This is a genomic window from Paenibacillus shenyangensis (assembly GCF_000346635.1).
In the GTDB taxonomy this organism is placed as follows: domain Bacteria; phylum Bacillota; class Bacilli; order Paenibacillales; family Paenibacillaceae; genus Saccharibacillus; species Saccharibacillus dauci.
In genome coordinates this window covers 21,561-41,463 of record NZ_AOIG01000007.1, presented here as the reverse complement: position 1 = coordinate 41,463, position 19,903 = coordinate 21,561, and the positions used below count along the sequence as shown (strand labels likewise).

Here is a 19,903-nt window from a genome sequence, read left to right as displayed (position 1 = left end):
TTCGAATACCGATGTAGTATGATAGTAAGTATCTGAAATATTCAGATTGCAGATATGTAATATATCTATTGTTACATGAATATGCTCTATTCAAGATGAACCCTAATCATATCAATAAAGGTGGAGTTAAAAACCCCATGAGAGAATCTTTACGAAAGCTTAAGATCCTGCAGTTATTAACTGCCTTGTTCAGGGCCAGAATCATCAAAATACTTATCCCCCTGATTATCCTTGCAATTATTTATACACAAGGACGAAAAGAAATTGAACATATTAATCTGGCTAGAGTCTTTTTTGAACTGCGTCATATGCCTCCTGCCGCCATTATCCAGATTCTGGTCGCGTCCTTTGTAGCAGTATCGGTAATGAGTACGTACGATTACCTGCTGCGCCGCCAGTTCAATCTGGATGTCAACTGGAAAGCAACTTTCCGGTATGCATGGATTGCTAATACATTTAATAATATGATTGGATTTGCCGGGCTTACCGGTGTCGGTCTGCGGACTATTCTGTACAAGAAAAGCGGAATTTCCATGAAAACCATGGGTGCTGCGGTTCTTTTCCTTTCTCCGATCATGCTGGTAGGTCTGTCCCTATTGGGCTGGCTGACCATTATTGGTGTTTTCCCGGCGGAACCATTATTTAATGCTCATCCATGGCTGAGATTTGCAGTATGGGGAATATCCTTGTATCTGCCTTTCTTCCTGCTGATGCAGCGTTCGTCTCTTTTCGCCAAATGGTTCCACAAAGGAGAAGGCAAGCTTCCATGGAAAGTAATTATCGCTTCGGTAGGTTCTTCTTTTCTGGAATGGGCTTGTGCGGGACTATTGTTCTGGATCGTGATTTACCATGATTTGGCGCATCTGCCGCTGACCGATACACTGGGCGTCTATATTGTAGCTGCAATTGCAGGTATCATCAGCATGGCACCGGGTGGTATCGGAGCTTTTGACTTGACTGCACTTCTTGGTCTGCAATCGCTGGGTGTAGATTCGACGCGGGCCATCACTGCCCTACTGCTATTCCGTATTTTCTATTTCCTGATTCCGTGGCTGATCGGTCTTGTATTGGCTGCTTTTGAGATTACACCAAGCCGTAAACAAATGAAGGAAATGGTAACTACCGGCTATGATGCTTCACGTAGTGCCTGGCTCAAATTCTGGGGCTGGCCCTCACAATTTGGTTTTCTGGGGGATCTCGGTGCATGGGCACTAGGCAAGCTGGTACTTGCCAGTGGTATCATTTTGCTGCTGTCTGCAGCGACTCCGGGGCTTATTGAGCGACTGCGATTCATGGAGCATATTCTGTCGCTGCCGCTTATGCGCTTCTCGGAACAACTATCCGTTGTAATCGGAATTATGCTCATTATCGTATCACGTGCAATTTCCATGCGAATCCGGCGTGCCTTCCTGTGGACAGCGGGGCTGCTGCTAGCAGGAGCGATTTTCACTTTTGCCAAAGGATTCGATTATGAAGAAGCTATTATACTGCTCATTGTTGCTGTGATCTTATGGGTATCCCGAGCAAGGTTCAATCGCGAGAGCGTAAGTATAGCGCCTCGTAATATACTGATCTGGGTTATTCTGGCCTTTGTCTCTTCCTTGTCCTATTATGTCGTTGGTACACAGATTCATCCTGCACTGCTGCGTCATCTGCCGCTGCGTGCACAGCAGTGGTTCCTGGACCCGCATGAATATGCCATTACAGCTGCTGTTGGATTTATTGGAGCGATTGTACTGCTCGCTGCTATATTCGCTCTACGCCCGAACCGTCATATCGAAGACCTTCCGACATCGGAGGACATGGATAAATTCACGAATTTCCTTCAAAATGAGCAGGGTAATCTGCTTACTCATCTGCTGTATCTGGGTGACAAATCATTCTACTGGGCTCAAAACGACCAAATCCTGATTCCGTACTCCCGTGTCAGAGACAAGCTGGTCGTACTGGGTGATCCGATTGGCGAGAAAAGTCTGGTCGGCGCTGCTATCCAGGAGTTTCAGCGTTATGCAGATCATTATGCGCTGACTGTAGTCTTTTATCAGGCAGCTCCCGAGTATCTGTCAATTTATCATGAGAACGGCTATAATTTCTTCAAGCTTGGTGAAGAAGCTCTGGTACCCCTTGAGAAATTCACATTGTCCGGTAAAAGTAATCAAGGACTTCGTACAGCGAAAAACAAATCCGAACGTGAAGGTCAGCAGTTTGAAGTGCTTCAGCCTCCATTTTCTGCTGAACTTGTCGCAGAACTACGCATCATTTCTGATGAATGGCTTGGAGACCGCAAGGAGAAAGCCTACTCGCTCGGCTGGTTCAATGAACAATATATCCAGCAGTCACCTATTGCGCTGCTGCGCGATGCAGAACATCGTATTCTGGCTTTTGCTACGTTGGCACCAGCTTATGATAATCATCGGGTTATCTCTATTGATCTAATGCGTCATCTGAACGATACTCCCAATGGAACGATGGATGTACTCTTTGTACGCCTGATCGAGTGGGCCAAAGAGAATGGATATGCCCACTTTAATCTGGGAATGTCCCCTCTCTCCAGCGTTGGAGAAAATATGAATGCTCATCGGGAAGAAAAACTGGCACGCCTCGTCTTCCAATATGGTGGCCACTGGTATGGATTCGAAGGGTTACGGCGTTATAAAGAGAAGTTCTCACCCGAATGGGAAGCTCGTTATCTCGCTTATCCGGCAGGTATCCCACTGCCTATTCTAACGATCGATCTGGTACGACTAGTTTCCCGGAAGCCGCGTCCGGTTGAAGCCACCTAGGCTTTACCGGAGGGCTTTACGGATAAAGCCGCATTATAAATTAATTACAAAGAACCCCCTAAGCTGCCTGTAGCAGTTCAGGGGGTTCTTTGTTGATATCTGTCTACTTCTATTCTCGACTGTCTCGCAATCTACAGTCATCACATAGCTGACAGCAATTCAATTATTCATTATTTGGATTGCTCTACTTCTACAATGGTTCTCAGCTTGGTTGAAGCATCACCCGGAATTGGCTTTTCTGTATACTTGAATGTAATTTCGGAACCTTCTTTTACTTTGTTCATAGCATCTTGTACGCTATCATTCAGCTGATACACTACCGGAGTACCATCTACCATAATCTCGGCAGAATGCTCATCTGCTAATCCGGAGAATGTACCTGTAGCGACTTGAGTCTCGGCATTGGCAGTTGTATCATCGCCTGCAGCCGTATCGGTTGTACCCTTGGTTGTACCTTCGCTCGTAGTACCATCATCTGTTTTCGAAGAAGTCTCTGTACCGGCAGCAGCTTCTTTGCTAGTATCTGGCGTAGTCGCCGGAGTAGCAGGAGTCTGTTCGGTCACTTCGGTTTCAGTACTGCTATTTGGCGCAGGGGCTGCCGCTGGCTGTTGTTCCGCCTTGTTGCCACAGGCTGCCAAAAGTAGTACTCCTGCAAGCAGGAAAAATGCAAAGGGAATCCGTTTGAATAAAGATTGCTTATTTAGTTGCATCGTTAATGCACCTCCTCAATAGTGTAACGCATCTTCAAGCCAAAAGTTGCTGCAAAGCAAGATAGGCCATACTAAAAGCATACCAGATTATGGTCCTTTAATAAAATTTACATATCCTTTTTATCCTGATCCATATCTATAATGTCTATGTTAATTAAAAAAGGAATCGCCAGAGCCGGCCACACTACAGAGCGCCAGAGTAACGATTCCTCAAAATAAAGAACAATAATAATCACTTATGGTATAGATAGGCATTACTCAGACATCCGCATAAAACTAATCAGCATAATGCATTTTGCTGCTTTAACGGTTTAAGGGATATACTGCTGAACAATTTTCACAACTGCCCCGTCTTTGACCGTAATATGATACGGGAACACAGTTGGATCCAACAGATCCGGTTTTTGGAAAATAGCATTCAGCTTGGACATGCTTACCGGTTCGTTCCATTTGGTATCGATATCTTGCCAGCTACCTGTATGATCATAAATCTGCATCAATACCTGCGCACTGGCTGGAGCTGTATAGTTAAAAGTAGTTGTATCTGTATTGGTAATGTAATAGCCATCTGGTGCACCATCTATCCCGCTATCCGGGTTTTCTTTGGCGAATACTTTGTTGGCGGCTTCGCCAGTGTACCAGTTGATTGGGTCGATCGTAAGATTGAATTCTCCATTGCTGTCACGTTTGACTTCATTAATAAACACTGTATACGTGCCATCTGCTGAAGTCGTATCTTCGGTATACGTATTCTGATATACACTTTGCGTTACTGTTGATGCCTCGGCTGTACTGACCGCTCCGGTCTGACTCAAGCTGCCCGAAGTCAAAAAGATTAAAGAAGCAGCACCCGCTCCAAAAATTCCCATCATTGTTTTAATCATCGCTGCATCTCCCCTTCTAATTGGTCAGTCAGCGTATCGGCTGACAATAACCTGCTCATTCGTAAATATGGACTTCTGTGGCATTTATCTACCACTTTGCTTCAAGTGGTGTGTAACTCTTATTAACCAGATTGCCTTTTTCAAGAACCATTCAATTTTTTTCCAGTTCTTCTTTAGGCCATCAAATTAAGAAGTAATCGACAAGAGGATAATCCCTGTGTATTGCTTGCTTCCTAACCATACTATATACGGATATGAGTGCGAAAAAGTTGCAATAATGTTATTTCTGATTTACAAAATTAATACCTAGTCCTAAAACCTTGTGATACAGGGATTTTATGCGGCTGACGATTCGTTAGTCAGGTGATGGTTATATATATGAGAGAAGCCAAAACACAATTTTTGAGGAGGAAATACATCATGTCAGAACAACCACATGTAGTGAACAAAGCTGGACAAGTATCCACTGATCAGGTAGAACCGGTAATGGATCGAATCAGCGATGAGCGCAAAAAACAGATTCTGGACGACTTTGATAATTTCAAATCCTACCTCGGCAAACGTATTCGTATGGCTGAAAGTATCGGATTAAGTGAAGAAAGCATGGCAAAAGTCGCGCAAAAGATCGCCGATTATCTGGCCAAGCATGAAGAACCACAAAACAGCGAAGAAAAGCTGCTGTATGAACTGTGGAAAGTCGGCGATGAGGATCAACGTCACAAACTGGCACATATGCTGGTTCGTATGGTACAGGCAGACAAATCCTAATACACCCTATCAATTATCAGATAACAAGGGTTTTACACTCTTCGTTATCTGATAATCGATTAACATTGGTTCTGTCTACCTCTGCATATATTTGTTATTCATAACAATAAACCCGGATTTGTTTTTCTGGCATTATGCCAGATACAGATCGGGGTTTATTGTGGGTTGTTCCTGTTTAGAAAAGAACTTGGATAAAGTAATTATTGCAATTATTTATCTATTAATCGAATTATGACGACTTTGTCTTCGGGATCGAGGCCAGATTTTCATTTCCAGACGTTCGTATCCATAAATACCGAGCTCCATCAAGCTGTTAGCCAGTGATATACGGGTGAATAAGCGATGTACCAGCATGGATACAAGTATACCGATACAAGCACCTGCAAGCACGTCTCCCGGGTAATGCACTCCTGTCCATACCCGGCTGAGCGCAATGCCTGCCGCCAGTACAAGCCACATCCATCCATCACGACGCCGGAACTGCCAGATGGTCATGGCAATAACAAACGATCCCAGGGAGTGTGTGCTGGGGAAAGAAGCATTGGCTTCATGATAGACCAGCTGGATTACTTCATGATTTACAAAAGGTCGATCCCTGTAAAACAGTTCTCCAAGCACCCAGTTGACCGTTACCCCGATTGCAGCAGATAGCAGCGCCTCTGTAATCATCCGACGGTTTGCCCGCGCCCGTGTAAACCAATAGACAACTGCTCCGATCATAAAGAGTAGTACTGCATATTTGGATAAAAAAATCATTAACGGATTCCAGAAAGCCGCATAATTGGCTCCTCCATTAATCCAGCGAAAAATCTCATAGTCCAGCTCTGACATATACTGTGATTACCTCCTCTTGTTGAATGTACAAGGTGTCTATGTATTTAAGGTATCTATGCAGCGATAGAACCTTTTACCGTTAGTCAGTTTAACATTTTTGTTAACCCAGTGTAAAATTTACGTAAAACTACGATAGCCAGACAACCTCTATTGGGTCGTCTGGCTATAACGATTCATTTTTATTTATAATCCCAGCTTGCTTATTAGATACCTTCTACTATTCGCTTCGCTCTGGTATGTGCTTCAGTGAGTACTACTGACTCGTCCATGGTCAGCAGCTGACGATCACGCATCAGTACTTGCCCATTTACAATCGTCGTATGCACATCTCCTCCAACAGCTGCATACGCCAGTGTCGAGTAGAGATGATGTACAGGTTGCAGATGAGGCTTGACCAGATCGATCAGGATCAGATCTGCCTTTTTACCTGCTTCGAGTGTTCCTGTCTCGTGATCCAGACCGAGCAACCGTGCACTTCCTATCGTAGCCAGCTGTAAGGCATCATAGGCAGATAGCCGAGTCGGATCACCGTAATCCAGTTTTTGCAGCCATGCTGCTGCTTTGATCTCGGCAAACATATCCAGAGTAGTTGCACTACCAGCGCCATCAGTACCCAGACCGACTGTAATCCCCTGCTGCTGCAAAGCCACGATCGGAGCAATGCCACAACCGAGCTTCAGATTGCTGACCGGATTATGCACAATCCCTCCTCTCATTCCGCGCAGATAGCCAATATCCCGGTGATTCAGATGCACTCCATGTGCCAGCATCACATGGAGTTGCTCGAACAGACCCAGCTGATACAGATATTCAGTAGGAGTCTGGCCATACTTTTCCCGAATAATGGATACTTCCTCGACCGTCTCTGCCAGATGGATATGAATAGGGTGCTGATATTGTTCGGCCAGTGCAATTACCTCACGCAGCTGCTGCGGTGGACAAGTATAAGGAGCATGCGGACCAAACATGGTTGTAATTCGTCCATCGGCTCCTCCTTGCCAGCGCTCTACAAGGTCAATCGCTTCCCGAATACGCTCGTCTGCCCGGTCATCTCCAAAAACAAGTCCGCGCGTTAGCGAAGCACGCATCCCTGTCTCTGTTACCGCATGTGCAATCTGATCCATATGAATATACATATCCGCAAATGTCGTGGTACCGGAGCGAATCATTTCGGCCATGGACAGCTTACTGCCCCAGTAAATATCCTCCGCTGTCATTCTTGCTTCCGCAGGAAACATTTTTTGCTCCAGCCAGTCCATCAGTTTCAGATCATCCGAGAATCCCTTGAGCAGATTCATCGGAGTATGTTGATGAGCATTAATCAAGCCAGGCATTACTGCCATACCGGTTCCATCAATGATCTGCATTTCCATCTCCGATTCCGGCGCAGCAGCGTGCTCTGATGCATATTCTGTATTTGCCTGTGCAGGGATAATCGCTTCGATCCGGTCTTTATTTATTATAATATCTCCTTGAAAAGGCTCTGGATAACGACTGCACATGGTTACAATCGTCGCATTACGAATTTGGATACTCATTGTGATCTCCTCCGTTTGTTAATTCAGGAATAGACATGTAGATGTCCTACACGAAGAATAGACCTTAACGTAGCGTCAAGGTCAATAATTATTTTGAGGATCAAACGGTTTGACTGGAAAGAAAGACAACCTCTTGGTACCCGTACCTTCTGCTGATAATTCAGGAGGGTTGGCTCAGCCATTTATTTCTGTTCTCCGGATACATTTTTACAATATGGAGTCGCCAATCTCCAGCATAGGTGCTTCGGTCTGCACCGTATCCGGATATTTAATTCCTGCTCCTGTATTCAATACAACAACAGACTCTCCGGGGCGAATCCAGCCTTCGACTGCCAGACGCTTCGCTGCGGAAAAGGTAGCTGCTCCCTCCGGACAAACAAAAGCTCCTTCCATTGCAGCTACTTCCTGCTGCACCTGAAGCAGTTCCTGATCCGATACAGCAACCGCCGCTCCACTGGTATCATACAGGGCGCGCAGAACGAGAAAATCTCCCAGCGCCTTGGGGACATTGATGCCAAAAGCAACTGTCGTAGATTCTTCCCAGAACTCGGATCGTTCCTTTTTCTCCTGCCAAGCTTTGACAATCGGTGCACATCCTTCAGCCTGTACAGCGACAAGACGAGGCAATCTGCCTGTGATCCAGCCTATCGCTTTAAGCTCCTGCAGAGCTTTGTGAATACCGATCAAACCTACACCACCGCCGGTTGGATACAGAATAACATCCGGCATTTTCCAGCCCAATTGCTCTGCGATTTCCAGTCCCATCGTTTTTTTACCTTCGATCCGGTAAGGTTCTTTGAGAGTCGATGCGTCGTAGACTCCCTGCTGCTGTACCTTTTCGGCTACCATTTTGCCAGCATCACTGATTAGACCGTTAACCAGATAAAGGGAGGCTCCTGCCAGTGCAACTTCATTGCGTGTAATCATCGGCGCATCCTGCGGCATTACAATCGTCGCTCTCATCCCTGCTCTTGCCGCATATAATGCCCAGGCAGCGCCTGCATTGCCGTTCGTTGGCATCGCAAACTCTTCGACTCCCAGTTCCTTGGCTCGCGATATGCCAACAGCAGCTCCGCGTGCCTTAAAGCTTCCGGTTGGTATCAGGCTTTCATCCTTCATATATAGATGATCTATTCTATAATGTGCGCCCAGCCTAGGCATATTAAGAAGCGGAGTCATTCCCTCGCCCAGTGTCACCACATTCTCCTCCGAAGCAACGGGAAGTAGCTCATGGTATCGCCAGAGATCATTGCTCCGTTCCTTGAGCAGCTGAATATCCACTTCCTGCTGCAGACGTTCAAGATCATATTCGACCAGCAAAGGAGCACCGCATTCACACAGCTGGTGAATCTCGTGCAGATCATATTCATTATCACAGACCGGACATTTCAGATGTGAAGCATAGCTATATGGCATCGTTGGATTCCTGCTTCCTGTAATGAGTATAGTGTGCATTGCATTATCAGAAATCATACCAGTTCAGATGCCTTTTGCCAATTATTCTTATCTGTTCACCCGGATATACATAGACTGTTTTATTGTCAGGTCTGCAGCTGCTTGAATTCACTTGGGCTAATCCCGTAATATTTTTTGAAGATTTTGCTAAAATGTTCTGGAGATTCATATCCCACTTTGTCTGCTACTTCATAACGGCGCAGGTCGGTACTCATCAATAGCTCGCGGCTTTCTTCCATACGCAGCTTGATCACATATTCCCATAGTTTGAACCCGGTATATTTTTTGAACAAATAACTCAGGTAATTGGGACTGACATGGTTTTTGCGGGCTACTTCATGAATAGTCAGACCTTTCTGGTTATAGTGATTATCAATATAGGATTTGACCTGGGACACAATCAGATTATTGCGCAGGCATTCTGTCTCTGCTTCTTCTACAGAGCGGATCGTTTTCCAGTGGTATTTACCATAATAAAATACATAGTGCTCCTGATATTCCTGATGCAGCTCAATAGCACGGTCTGTCTGTGTATTCAGCTGCCCCAAAAAATGAATACCTCTGAGAATCTGGCTGATCCCTATTACGCAGGGAATACGCAGAAACTTATGGATATGAAAATGCAGACTCTGACCAAGCGCTTCCAGCTGTCGAATAATGTGGGACATCCGGTCTGCCGCATCCGTCTCTCTCCACTGGAAAATAACACTTAGTTCCTTATCACCCGATTCAAAAATAAGCGTATTCTCCTGATCTTCCACTTCCAGCAGTTCCTCCGTCACATTCCATATTGCATAACAAAGCCAGCGGTACTCGTCCGGCTGACCCGTAAAAGGAATTCCGGCAAAGTTCATTTTCAGCATCGCATAATAAGGACCTTTTAAAGGCAAATACTGCTGCAGTAGTTCCTGCTCTTCAGCATGAATGGAGCCGGTAAGCAGTCTATTCAACAGCTCATATTGACGCTCTGGCAGACGCTCCATTTTGAAACGGGCCGAATGAGCGGGTATAGTATAGACTGGCTGTCCGGTCCTCTGCTCCGATACAGCTGGCTTATCCAGATGAATAAGCACCTCACGTATGCAATCAAGGAACTGCTCGGAATTCAGCGGTTTGATCAGATAACTGCGTACTCCAAGCCGGATTGCTGTCTGGGCATACTCGAACTGTTCATGAACCGATATAACGATTAACTGAATATCCGGTTGCAGCATACGTATCTGCTGCATAAGCTCAATACCGGACAGATCGCGAGTATGTACGTCACTGATCAACAGATCAATATGGCATTCACGAGCATAAGTAAGCGCTTCCTTTCCGCTGGATGTTGTATAGATATGTCCTATATTTAGACCGGAGGATAACATTAATTTTATGAGCAGTTGAATCATCATGGGTTCTTCATCCACTATTAGAATATTATACACAGTGCAACCTCCTATGATGTAAGATCGATGCATTAATTCCATAGTATTACATTTCATACTAGACCTAATATAACAGAAGTTTAAGCGCTTTAATACGGTAAATATTTAAGTTATGCTTTTAGGTATCACCTTACCTATACGCAAAAAAGTCTGACCCTGTTTAGGCCAGACTTTTTATATTTATGCTATGAAGCAGCTTCACAGACTATTATTATCTCCAAAATAGTATTGTAATCAGGATCTTACCGGCTGCTGTTCAAGTTCACGGTTCTTCTCTGCGAATTTTTTGTTATGTGAAGAGACATATGCCTGATCATAAGCTTCGGGTTCCAGATACTTTTTGACACTGTTTACTGCGGTAGCTCCATCTACAAGCGCCCCACTGATCAGATGCAGTTTGCCATCGTAATGAATTAAATCACCAGCTGCGAATACACCTGGAAGATTAGTCTGACGCTTCTCATCCACAATAGGCTTACCGTGCTCGTCCATCTCTATTCCCCAACTGAGAAGTGGACTAAGATCGGTCGTCAATCCGTGATTAACAATAACCGCATCAACAGACAGAATCTCCTGTTCTCCCGTCTCAATATGCGTAATCGTCACTTCTTCTACCAGAGTGCCTTTTCCCTGCAGTCCTGTCAGTTCGTAGGAAGTAAGCACTCGGGAACAGTTTTGTTTCATCTGCAGTACATTGCGCTCATGCCCTCCGAACTCTTCCCTGCGATGTACTACGGTAATGCTGGCTGCCAGCGGCTGCAGAGCATTAGCCCAGTCTACGGCAGAATTCCCACCGCCGGAAATCACTACATGTTTCCCTGCAAAAATATTCAGTTCCTGTACCGTATAATGCAGATTGGTCACTTCATAACGGTCAGCACCAGCGAGTTCCAGCTTGCGCATTTTGGGAATACCATGTCCCATCGCCAGAATAACTGTACGTGTATAATGTACTTCCCCTGTATTGGAAAGCAGCACAATCGTACCATCCGGTTGACGCTCCAATCGGGTAATCTGCTGATCAAGCACGATCGTCGGCTCAAATACCATTGCCTGCTCGGTCAGATTACGAATCAGACCTTCTCCGCTGATCGGTGGTACGCCGCCCACATCCCAGATGATTTTCTCCGGATACATCAGAATTTTGCCGCCAAGTGCCGGATTATATTCTATAACTTTTGTTTTCAGATCACGCATTCCACTGTAAAAAGCACTATATAAACCGGCCGGTCCGCCTCCGATTATCGTCACATCATATAATTCAAGCTGCTGCATGGGTACGTAATCCTCCTTATTTTCATACATTGTGGATATAAATATGCTAGAACAGAAATAGTACTGTCTATAATAATTATCAGCTATGTACACAGATTTATATTTTAATTGATAATGATTATCATTATAGATTAGTGAGAGATCAGATGCAATATAAAATGATTTACAGGTATGCTCTGCTATTCGCTTTCTCCGATATTTTTACGCACTTTGATCTTTTGTATATCAGCGTCATTCTTTTGAGCTAACTTTGGCTATATGTGCTGATTAGGGTCTTTGATTTGTTTCCCTTTCATTTTAGGGTATATCGATAATTCTCATTATATTTCTTAGTGTGCTCTATACATTTTTTTGGTATGCTGATTGGTGAACTGTTTATTTATAATCTATTATTCTATATAAGGTGGGAAGCTGGGAATGGCCGATTTTTACGCGCATTTCTCTTGGATTTTGCTTGTGATTAACCTTTTTCTTGCGCTGTTCATTGTATTTCTCGAACGACGCAATGTAGGAGCGACCTGGGCCTGGCTCATGATACTGTTGTTTATTCCGATTGCCGGCTTCCTTGTCTATCTTTTTCTGGGACAAAATCTTAGCCGTGTCAAACGATTTCGCCTGCGGAAAGAATTTCGCTCTATTATCGAATCTGTAGTGGAAGATCAGCGAATTGAATTTAAAGAAAAAAAGTTTAAGTTCAATGATCCTTCTATCAGTCGCTACCATGAGCTGGTCCATCTTCATCTTATCAGTAATTATTCGCTATATACGCAGGATAATGCTGTACGTATCTTCGCGGATGGACGCGAGAAATTCGATGCTCTGTTCGAGGATATTGCCAATGCGCAGGAGTACATTCATATTCAATACTACATTATCCAAAACGACGATCTGGGTCGCAGACTGCTGGATCTTCTGACAGCCAAAGCTTTGGAGGGAGTTACCGTTCGTCTGATCTATGATGCCTGGGGTAGTGCCAAAGTGAACAAATCGTTTCTCAAGGACTTTGTAGCAGCAGGCGGACATGCAGCAGCCTTTTTCCCGCCAAGTATCCCGCTGATTAACTTCAAAGTCAATTATCGCAATCACCGTAAAGTCGTTATTATTGATGGACTTATCGGTTATATCGGTGGCTTTAATGTTGGTGACGAGTATTTGGGACTGGTTAAAAAGTTTGGTTACTGGCGTGATACCCATCTGCGTGTAGAAGGTTCTTCTATCTTGCAAATGCAGACACATTTCCTGCGTGACTGGCATCTTGCCCTGAATACGCATATGTCTGGTGATTTCTCGCTGTTTGCGGTATCCAAACCTTTTACCGGAAATATTGGTATGCAGATTGTATCCAGTGGGCCTGATAGCAGTCTGGAGACGATCAAGTACTCGTATATCAAATTAATGTACGAAGCCAAAGAAAGTATTATGATCCAGACGCCTTATTTTATTCCGGATGAAAGTATGGTTACAGCGATGAAATCAGCTATCTTATCCGGTGTACAAGTGCATCTGATGATCCCCAAAAAACCCGATCACCAAATGGTTTATTGGGCTTCCTACTCGTATTTACGTGAATTATTAGAGCTTGATGTTCATTGTTATCTGTATGAAAAAGGCTTTCTGCATGCCAAAACAATGGTCATCGATGGCAAAATCGCTTCGGTCGGAACAGCCAATATGGACATCCGAAGTTACAAGCTGAATTTTGAGATCAATGCAGTCGTCTATGATAGCCATACCGCCAAAAAACTGGAAGATTTATTCCTTAAGGATATTCTCGACAGTCAGGTACTCACGCTGGATGATTATAACAATCGTCCGCTCTATCAGAAAACTGTCGAATCATTTGCTCGTCTGTTATCACCAATTTTGTAAGTGCTGTATAGACGGATAGATTCGAAAAGTAATCGTTTGGCAAAATAAATAAGAGCACTCTCAAAGGCACAGTCCGGTATTTTACATGCTGGATTGTGCTTTTTAATGCGGCTGAAATATGATTATCGTAGCCAAGCAGCATAGGTTTGGGGTTTGGGGTGCGCACTATGTATATTTTATAATGTGTTATCCAGTAATTTTAGGATTTATTCGAAAAGAGCCTTATCTCTTTTTCTGAATGTTTTGAAGCGGGAAGCGATTATGATTTGCATTGGATCAGGATGATGCAAGAACTCCAATATTTAATTTCTCTATTTTGAATTTTTCATATGTTGAAATTACATAATTTTTGTATTGAAAAGGGATTAGTAGTTTCTGGATGCTGTTTAAATTCCTTTCAAATACTTCAATTTGAAAATCCGAATGAAATATCTTATTTACGTGTTATTCACTCTTTCAGAATAAACTCTTGCGTTTTGTTCTTTTTAAAAATTGACTTGACCTTTTTGTCATCCACTTCTATAATCGGAAACCAACAACACATTTTAGCAATGACCAAAGACATGATTCCCTTCATGCACTGTTCAGAGAGAGAAGCATCTGCTGCGAGCTTCTTCAGTCGACGGTTGAGGAATTACCCCTTTGCAGCTGTGATATTGAACGGTTAATGAATGGTTTGGTTGCTTTTGTACAATCTGTTTATGCAGGTATGCAAACGACCTTTGTTGCTATTCACGAACCCGGTAAATATCACCGCCTAATCCCCGTTAACGGATTCCAATGAGGATTCTGCACTGTTAGGACATACATGTTCTGCAGGCAGATCGAATTAGGGTGGAACCACGAGCCAAGCGCACTCGTCCCTTCTGGGATCGAGTGTTTTTTTGCGCTTATTTTTACCTGATCCGGCGAATAGGCTGTTAATCCATCTGTTATTATTGCCAACAGCCAGTTCCGGATCACCACTATAATCATTGGAGGTACACATTATGCCTAATTTACAATCTATTCATATTCAACTACCTAACGGTTCGGTTCGTGAGACTCATTCTGGTGTTTCAGCCGGAGAAGTCGCCTCTTCCATCAGCAATAGTCTTGGCAAAAGCGCCATTGCAGCCAAAGTGAATGGACAACTCGTTGATCTCCATACACCTCTGCAAGCCAACAGTGAACTGGAGATTATTACAGCAGAACATGATTTGAGCCTTCCTATTTACCGACTAAGCGCTGCCCATATCCTGGCTCAAGCGATTAAACGACTGTATGGTGCAGAGCAGGTTAGACTTGGAATTGGACTTGCAGTAACTGATGGGTTTTATTATGATTTCGAGCTGGAGCATCCCCTCTCTTCTGCTGATTTTCCGCGGATTGAACAGGAAATGCAGCGAATTATTGCCGAGAATCTTCCTGTTTATCGAAAAGAACTGAATCGTGAAGAAGCCATCTCGCTATTTACTGCCCAAGGCGAGCATTACAAGCTGGAAATGATCGCTGATCAGGCATATGATATATCCTTCTCTGTATATGAGCAGGGTGAATTTATAGATCTGGATCGTGGTCCTCATTTGCCTTCCACTGGCAAGTTACAAGCATTCAAGCTGATGAGTGTAGCCGGTGCTTACTGGCGCGGCGATGCATCGAAGCCGGTACTGCAGCGTATTTACGGTACTGCTTTTGCCAATAAAGCGCAGCTGCAGGCACATCTGCAGCTGCTGGAGGAAGCACGCAAGCGGGATCATCGTAAGCTCGGACGAGAGCTCAAGCTATTTATGTTCTCGGAGGAAGCACCGGGTATGCCATTTTATCTGCCGCGTGGAATGGCGCTGCGTACAGAGCTGGAGGATTTCTCACGCAGACAACAGTTAAGTCGAGGTTATCAGGAAGTTCGTACACCGATCATGATGAACCAGCAGCTATGGGAACAATCGGGACACTGGGATCATTACAAGGACAATATGTATTTTTCCCAGGTAGATCAGGAGAGCTTTGCGCTCAAACCAATGAACTGCCCGGGACATATGCTGATTTACAAAAATGAGCTGCATTCCTATCGCGATCTACCGATTCGCATGATGGAGTTCGGTCAGGTACATCGTCATGAATTCTCGGGTGCGTTAAATGGACTGATGCGGGTACGTACATTCTGTCAGGATGATGCTCATATCTATGCACTGCCCGAGCAGATTGAGTCCGAGATTCATAAGGCAATAGAACTTATCGATGATATGTATGCTGTGTTTGGTTTCCGTTATGAAATCGAGCTCTCTACTCGCCCGGAAGATTCAATGGGTTCCGAGGAATTATGGGATCAAGCAGAACAAGCGCTGCGCAATGTGCTGGAAGCACGCGGTGTAGATTATCGACTAAATGAAGGTGACGGCGCATTTTACGGTCCGAAGATCGATTTTCATATTCTCGATGCGCTTAAGCGCAGCTGGCAGTGTGGGACAATTCAGTTGGACTTCCAGATGCCGGAGAAATTCGATTTGTCCTATATTGGAGAAGATAGCCAACGTCATCGTCCTGTCGTAATTCATCGGGCAATTTATGGATCAGTGGATCGTTTCCTGGGTATTCTGACTGAGCATTATGCAGGTGCTTTCCCGCTCTGGCTTGCTCCGGTACAAGCGAGAATCCTGCCTGTATCTGATCACTATCTGGATTATGCACTGCAGGTCAAAAAGATTCTTGCGGATGCCGGCCTTCGCATTGATGCCGATATTGGCAGCAATAAGCTGGGTTACAAAATGCGTGAAGCCCAGCAGGAGAAAATCCCGTATATTCTGGTTGTAGGGGAAAAAGAACAGCAATCGGGCAGTGTCAATGTGCGCAAGTACAATGAAGACGCCCAGCATATGATCCCAATCGATGAAATCATCACACAGCTACAGTCACAAATCGCTCAAAAATCCTGATTGGCAATCGACTGATTGAGAGACATCCATAGACGGGTAACATTAATGAGAAAAGAATATTTGCCAAGGAGGAACCATTGTATGACTCATTCCAACACCTCAGAATTGATCCGACTGGGCACTCTGGAGATCCAGGCGACTCAGTACGAAGAGAAATCATTTTCTAATCCTGAAACTTCCAGTAATTCGGAGCGTAAATGGATTTCGTTCGACTTTGTGATTACCGGCAGACAGGAATATCATGATGTAACCACTCTGCTCTATCATCCAACCGTAGAAGTTCAGGTTCCTGAACGGCAGCTGCAGTTTCAGGCAACCGTCCACAACTATTTCACGTCGGTTCCCCGGTTGGAGAATGAAAATGATACCGTAGATGTTCACCTTGAACTGGTCGAGACCATGCCGAACGCCTAGAGCTTTATAAACGAAGAGATGGAACATGTTTTTTACTAATAGCAAGTTATCCATAGCTTGTTTGTGCAAGGCGATTATTTCATCTAGTGTTCATGCCTTCTAGTCAATATTGATCAGCCCCTGTATATATCTACTATAATATAGAAGCAAAACTTCAGAACGCATATCAAAAAGGACAGAATGGCGATATTTACGCCGTTCTGTCCTTTCTTACACCCATTATTCTGTACTTCAAATGATTATTGGCAGAATACATATCCAGTAGAGCTAATTTATTTCCATTTATCTTTCTCTTCTTTAATTGTTAGATTTGAAAATCGAACTGTTGATCCAGTTACGGTGTACATAAACAGGTGAATTATCCAGCGTACCGTACCATTTACCATTACGCTGCTCTGTATATTCGGTGTATTGGCTCCAAGGATACGCCTGTTCTTCATTAAAACGAGACACCTGTACATTCTCATAACGCTGATTCATTGTCGTTCCCTGTATATTATTGCCGTCGAATGCTTTTTTGGCAATAGAGGTTACCCTTTTGACTGAAGTGGAATCGGTATCGCTATCTGTCCATTTGGTTGGCGCTATCAGGATCTGTGAATTGTCCACGACAAAATAAGCATTATAATACGTATCTGTACTTACCGTTTTGGCCAGATAAAATTTGACACTTTTGATCTGGTTGCCATCATACTTCTGAACGGCAGAATCTCCGTAATAAAAACCATTCGAGCGGATATAAGGCAGCCAGCGATGTGTGCCAGTTTGATAAGCATAACCACCCTCAATAGCAGGACCACGTTCTGAATCAAAACCATAATATACCCAAGGTTGTTCCCCTTCGCCCAGACCGCTTACAGCAGGCAGCGTAATATCCGAAGTAATGCTGTCAAACCCTTCAAAATCGAGCTGACGACGTTCAAATGCTCCTGTTGTTCCGCCATTAATCTGATTTACCGGAAACGTATTGTTCGGATTGAATTGCGTAACGCTAGTCGTATTATTGACTTCATCATCCCGTTTGGCAGCACCGAGATAACCTCTTTTGGAGCTATATACTTCACCGGTTACGGTCATATACGTATAATCCGCATTTTTCAACTGCTCCGCTTCACTTGTTTGTGATGCTGAAGCAGCGGAAGTAGATCCTGATGTAGAAGTGCCCGCTATATCCCGTACAACTGCCTGTTTCTGCTGCTGGAAAAAAGCAGAATCAATCTCCTGTGCAGCAGCAGGTGATGATGATGTTTGTTGATTCACAGAAGTATTGCTCTCTGCGTAGGCAGTTGCCAAAGGCAGCCCAAGTAATGCTGTCATTCCAATCGATAATACCATTTTAGCTGTTTTCATAAGTATTTCCTTTCAATTCCTTAAGTATAGTTGTACCTCGATCTTTACCTATAACCCGGTTAGCTAGAATTTCATTCAAGAATGGGTATAAAACCTATATATACATTACCATGTTTTCGCAGCAAATTAAAATTTGACGAATTGCATCATGCATATAACATCGAATTTACGCATTTCTTTAATTATTGCATCATCATTTTGATATATTTGTGAAAATTTCATGTCCATTTTAAAAATAATTTTAATTTTCAGTCAAAGAAGTGAAACATTTTATGATTAGGATACGTAATATATAGTATACCTAACCAAAGGCAGGGGGTATTTTGTGAAAAACGTCTTTCAGCTGGATATAAGTACGCTTTTCACAGAGTATGATCGCTTTTACAAGCTGCAGCTTCTTCTATCTTATAGTAACGTCATTACCGTTCATCATCAATTCATATTATAATGGTATAGTTACGAAAAGTAATAAAGAATCGGCATGGTAATTACACCACTCAAAACATAATGGATTCACGAAAGGACCGACCTGAAATGAAAAAACTAGCTTATTCCTTCTCTGCTGCTTTACTTGCTCTAACTATTATGCCCTGGCAAGCTGCTACAGTTAGTGCAGCCGAGGCAACAGTTCCTGTTACGCCGCTAACCAATGAAATTACTGTACAGACCGAAGCTAATTTCCGTAATGCAGACGATGTAAATTCCTTCATTATAAAAGCTGCCCGTAATCATGTATCTGTGATCAACATGAGTGTAAAGCAGGACAGCGATGTTAATGGTAATTCCGGCTTTGCTTTTTACGACAGTCAGATTGTCCATGAAGCGATTGGTTACGATGGCTTCGATGCACTATCTGCAGTAATTGACAAAGCTCATGAGTATGGTATCAAAGTACGTGCCTGGGTACCACAGGCTCAAGACAAAGCTGCTATCGATATTAACTCTTCATGGCAAATGCGTACCATTGATGACAACGGCAGAATATCTTCTTACAATGGTTATACCGGTACAGAAAATCATGTCAATTTGTTCGAACCAGCCGTGCAACAATATGAACGCTCTATCATCAAAGAAGTTGTACAAAATTATAACATCGATGGTGTTGTAATCAGCGGTCTGGATTTCGATAATGAACGCGTAGATATGAATACTTCAACTATCAATGCTTTCCGTCAATCGAACAGCTTTGATCCTAGAGATCTGGACTTTACGAAGAGCAGTAATAGCGGTAAAATTGCACAATGGAACAACTGGAAAGCTCAACAAATGGCTTCTTACATCCAGTCAATCAGTACGGATGTAAAAACCATCAAACCTGAACTTGCTCTGGGTGTCTACACTGCTTCGCCGGACAAAGCCAATTCCGGTCAGGATATTGCCTTGTTTAATGAGTATGTGGATTTCTTATTGCCGATGGCCGACTATCGTGGTCTGAATCATTCCGTAGACTGGATCTACAATTCTACAGGTGTTCTGGCAAGTACCCAAGCAAAAGCAGCAGATAAAACTCTTATTCCTGCAGTAGATGTAAATATTGATACCAATACAGCAACTAATCTTTATAACGGACTTCGTGCCAATCAGCCAGAAGTAACCAGTATTAACTATTATGCAACTGGTCAATGGACAGATGCCATGATAAACAATCTGGGGCTGCGTTCCAGTCTTTAATCCTTTAGAC

The 19,903-nt window shown here is 43.7% G+C and carries 14 protein-coding genes; 6 read left to right on the top strand and 8 right to left on the bottom strand.

All coding sequences use genetic code 11. The features are described 5' to 3' along the window. Window positions 1–137 precede the first annotated feature (137 nt). Window positions 138–2,783: a bifunctional lysylphosphatidylglycerol flippase/synthetase MprF gene (mprF, locus tag H065_RS0105695; protein WP_017812061.1), complete on the top strand. Its 2,646-nt coding sequence runs from the start codon at window positions 138–140 to the stop codon at window positions 2,781–2,783. A 170-nt stretch (window positions 2,784–2,953) separates the two neighbouring features. Here the strand turns inward: mprF and H065_RS0105690 are convergent, their stop codons facing one another. Next, on the bottom strand, window positions 2,954–3,493 hold the full coding sequence (locus H065_RS0105690) for a LytA/YqiH family protein (protein ID WP_017812060.1): 540 nt from the start codon (window positions 3,491–3,493) through the stop codon (window positions 2,954–2,956). A 311-nt stretch (window positions 3,494–3,804) separates the two neighbouring features. Beyond that, window positions 3,805–4,377, bottom strand: a complete 573-nt coding sequence (locus H065_RS0105685; protein ID WP_017812059.1) for a hypothetical protein — start codon at window positions 4,375–4,377, stop codon at window positions 3,805–3,807. Between the two features lie 420 nt (window positions 4,378–4,797). On the opposite strand from H065_RS0105685, the gene H065_RS0105680 reads away from it, so the two are divergent. Then, complete coding sequence (locus H065_RS0105680; protein ID WP_017812058.1) at window positions 4,798–5,145, top strand: DUF3243 domain-containing protein; 348 nt, start codon at window positions 4,798–4,800, stop codon at window positions 5,143–5,145. A gap of 213 nt (window positions 5,146–5,358) precedes the next feature. On the opposite strand, the gene H065_RS0105675 is transcribed toward H065_RS0105680, so the two are convergent. From H065_RS0105675 to H065_RS0105655, 5 genes are all read right to left on the bottom strand, one after another. Then, window positions 5,359–5,976: an undecaprenyl-diphosphatase gene (locus tag H065_RS0105675; protein WP_017812057.1), complete on the bottom strand. Its 618-nt coding sequence runs from the start codon at window positions 5,974–5,976 to the stop codon at window positions 5,359–5,361. Between the two features lie 206 nt (window positions 5,977–6,182). Further along, on the bottom strand, window positions 6,183–7,517 hold the full coding sequence (locus H065_RS0105670; protein WP_017812056.1) for an amidohydrolase: 1,335 nt from the start codon (window positions 7,515–7,517) through the stop codon (window positions 6,183–6,185). Between the two features lie 207 nt (window positions 7,518–7,724). Continuing rightward, a complete protein-coding gene (locus H065_RS0105665; RefSeq protein WP_017812055.1) occupies window positions 7,725–8,933 on the bottom strand; it encodes a threonine synthase in 1,209 nt (402 codons plus the stop codon). 125 nt (window positions 8,934–9,058) lie between these two features. Beyond that, entirely contained in the window at window positions 9,059–10,399 is a 1,341-nt protein-coding gene (locus H065_RS0105660; protein WP_017812054.1) for a response regulator, read from the bottom strand. Window positions 10,400–10,633: 234 nt separating this feature from the next. Then, a complete protein-coding gene (locus H065_RS0105655; RefSeq protein ID WP_017812053.1) occupies window positions 10,634–11,674 on the bottom strand; it encodes an NAD(P)/FAD-dependent oxidoreductase in 1,041 nt (346 codons plus the stop codon). A gap of 417 nt (window positions 11,675–12,091) precedes the next feature. Here H065_RS0105655 and cls point away from each other — a divergent pair, with 417 nt between their 5' ends. From cls to H065_RS25300, 3 genes are all read left to right on the top strand, one after another. Beyond that, a complete protein-coding gene (gene cls / locus H065_RS0105650; protein WP_017812052.1) occupies window positions 12,092–13,543 on the top strand; it encodes a cardiolipin synthase in 1,452 nt (483 codons plus the stop codon). 989 nt (window positions 13,544–14,532) lie between these two features. After that, entirely contained in the window at window positions 14,533–16,458 is a 1,926-nt protein-coding gene (gene thrS / locus H065_RS0105640) for a threonine--tRNA ligase (RefSeq protein ID WP_017812050.1), read from the top strand. 81 nt (window positions 16,459–16,539) lie between these two features. Continuing rightward, window positions 16,540–16,872, top strand: a complete 333-nt coding sequence (locus tag H065_RS25300) for a DUF3219 family protein (protein WP_017812049.1) — start codon at window positions 16,540–16,542, stop codon at window positions 16,870–16,872. Between the two features lie 297 nt (window positions 16,873–17,169). On the opposite strand, the gene H065_RS0105630 is transcribed toward H065_RS25300, so the two are convergent. Beyond that, window positions 17,170–18,222, bottom strand: coding sequence for a hypothetical protein (locus H065_RS0105630; RefSeq protein ID WP_017812048.1), 1,053 nt, complete (start codon window positions 18,220–18,222; stop codon window positions 17,170–17,172). A gap of 534 nt (window positions 18,223–18,756) precedes the next feature. Here H065_RS0105630 and H065_RS0105625 point away from each other — a divergent pair. Further along, complete coding sequence (locus tag H065_RS0105625; protein WP_017812047.1) at window positions 18,757–19,893, top strand: family 10 glycosylhydrolase; 1,137 nt, start codon at window positions 18,757–18,759, stop codon at window positions 19,891–19,893. Window positions 19,894–19,903: the final 10 nt, after the last annotated feature.

Excerpts from the sequence above, each read along its gene's own strand:
- H065_RS0105655 (WP_017812053.1), bottom strand. The coding sequence starts at position 11,674 with ATGCAGCAGCTTGAATTATATGATGTGACGATAATCGGAGGCGGACCG.
- cls (WP_017812052.1), top strand. The coding sequence starts at position 12,092 with ATGGCCGATTTTTACGCGCATTTCTCTTGGATTTTGCTTGTGATTAAC.
- H065_RS0105665 (WP_017812055.1), bottom strand. The coding sequence starts at position 8,933 with ATGCCATATAGCTATGCTTCACATCTGAAATGTCCGGTCTGTGATAAT.
- H065_RS0105675 (WP_017812057.1), bottom strand. The coding sequence starts at position 5,976 with ATGTCAGAGCTGGACTATGAGATTTTTCGCTGGATTAATGGAGGAGCC.
- thrS (WP_017812050.1), top strand. The coding sequence starts at position 14,533 with ATGCCTAATTTACAATCTATTCATATTCAACTACCTAACGGTTCGGTT.
- H065_RS0105630 (WP_017812048.1), bottom strand. The coding sequence starts at position 18,222 with ATGAAAACAGCTAAAATGGTATTATCGATTGGAATGACAGCATTACTT.
- H065_RS0105670 (WP_017812056.1), bottom strand. The coding sequence starts at position 7,517 with ATGAGTATCCAAATTCGTAATGCGACGATTGTAACCATGTGCAGTCGT.
- H065_RS0105625 (WP_017812047.1), top strand. The coding sequence starts at position 18,757 with ATGAAAAAACTAGCTTATTCCTTCTCTGCTGCTTTACTTGCTCTAACT.
- H065_RS0105680 (WP_017812058.1), top strand. The coding sequence starts at position 4,798 with ATGTCAGAACAACCACATGTAGTGAACAAAGCTGGACAAGTATCCACT.
- H065_RS0105685 (WP_017812059.1), bottom strand. The coding sequence starts at position 4,377 with ATGATTAAAACAATGATGGGAATTTTTGGAGCGGGTGCTGCTTCTTTA.
- mprF (WP_017812061.1), top strand. The coding sequence starts at position 138 with ATGAGAGAATCTTTACGAAAGCTTAAGATCCTGCAGTTATTAACTGCC.
- H065_RS25300 (WP_017812049.1), top strand. The coding sequence starts at position 16,540 with ATGACTCATTCCAACACCTCAGAATTGATCCGACTGGGCACTCTGGAG.
- H065_RS0105690 (WP_017812060.1), bottom strand. The coding sequence starts at position 3,493 with ATGCAACTAAATAAGCAATCTTTATTCAAACGGATTCCCTTTGCATTT.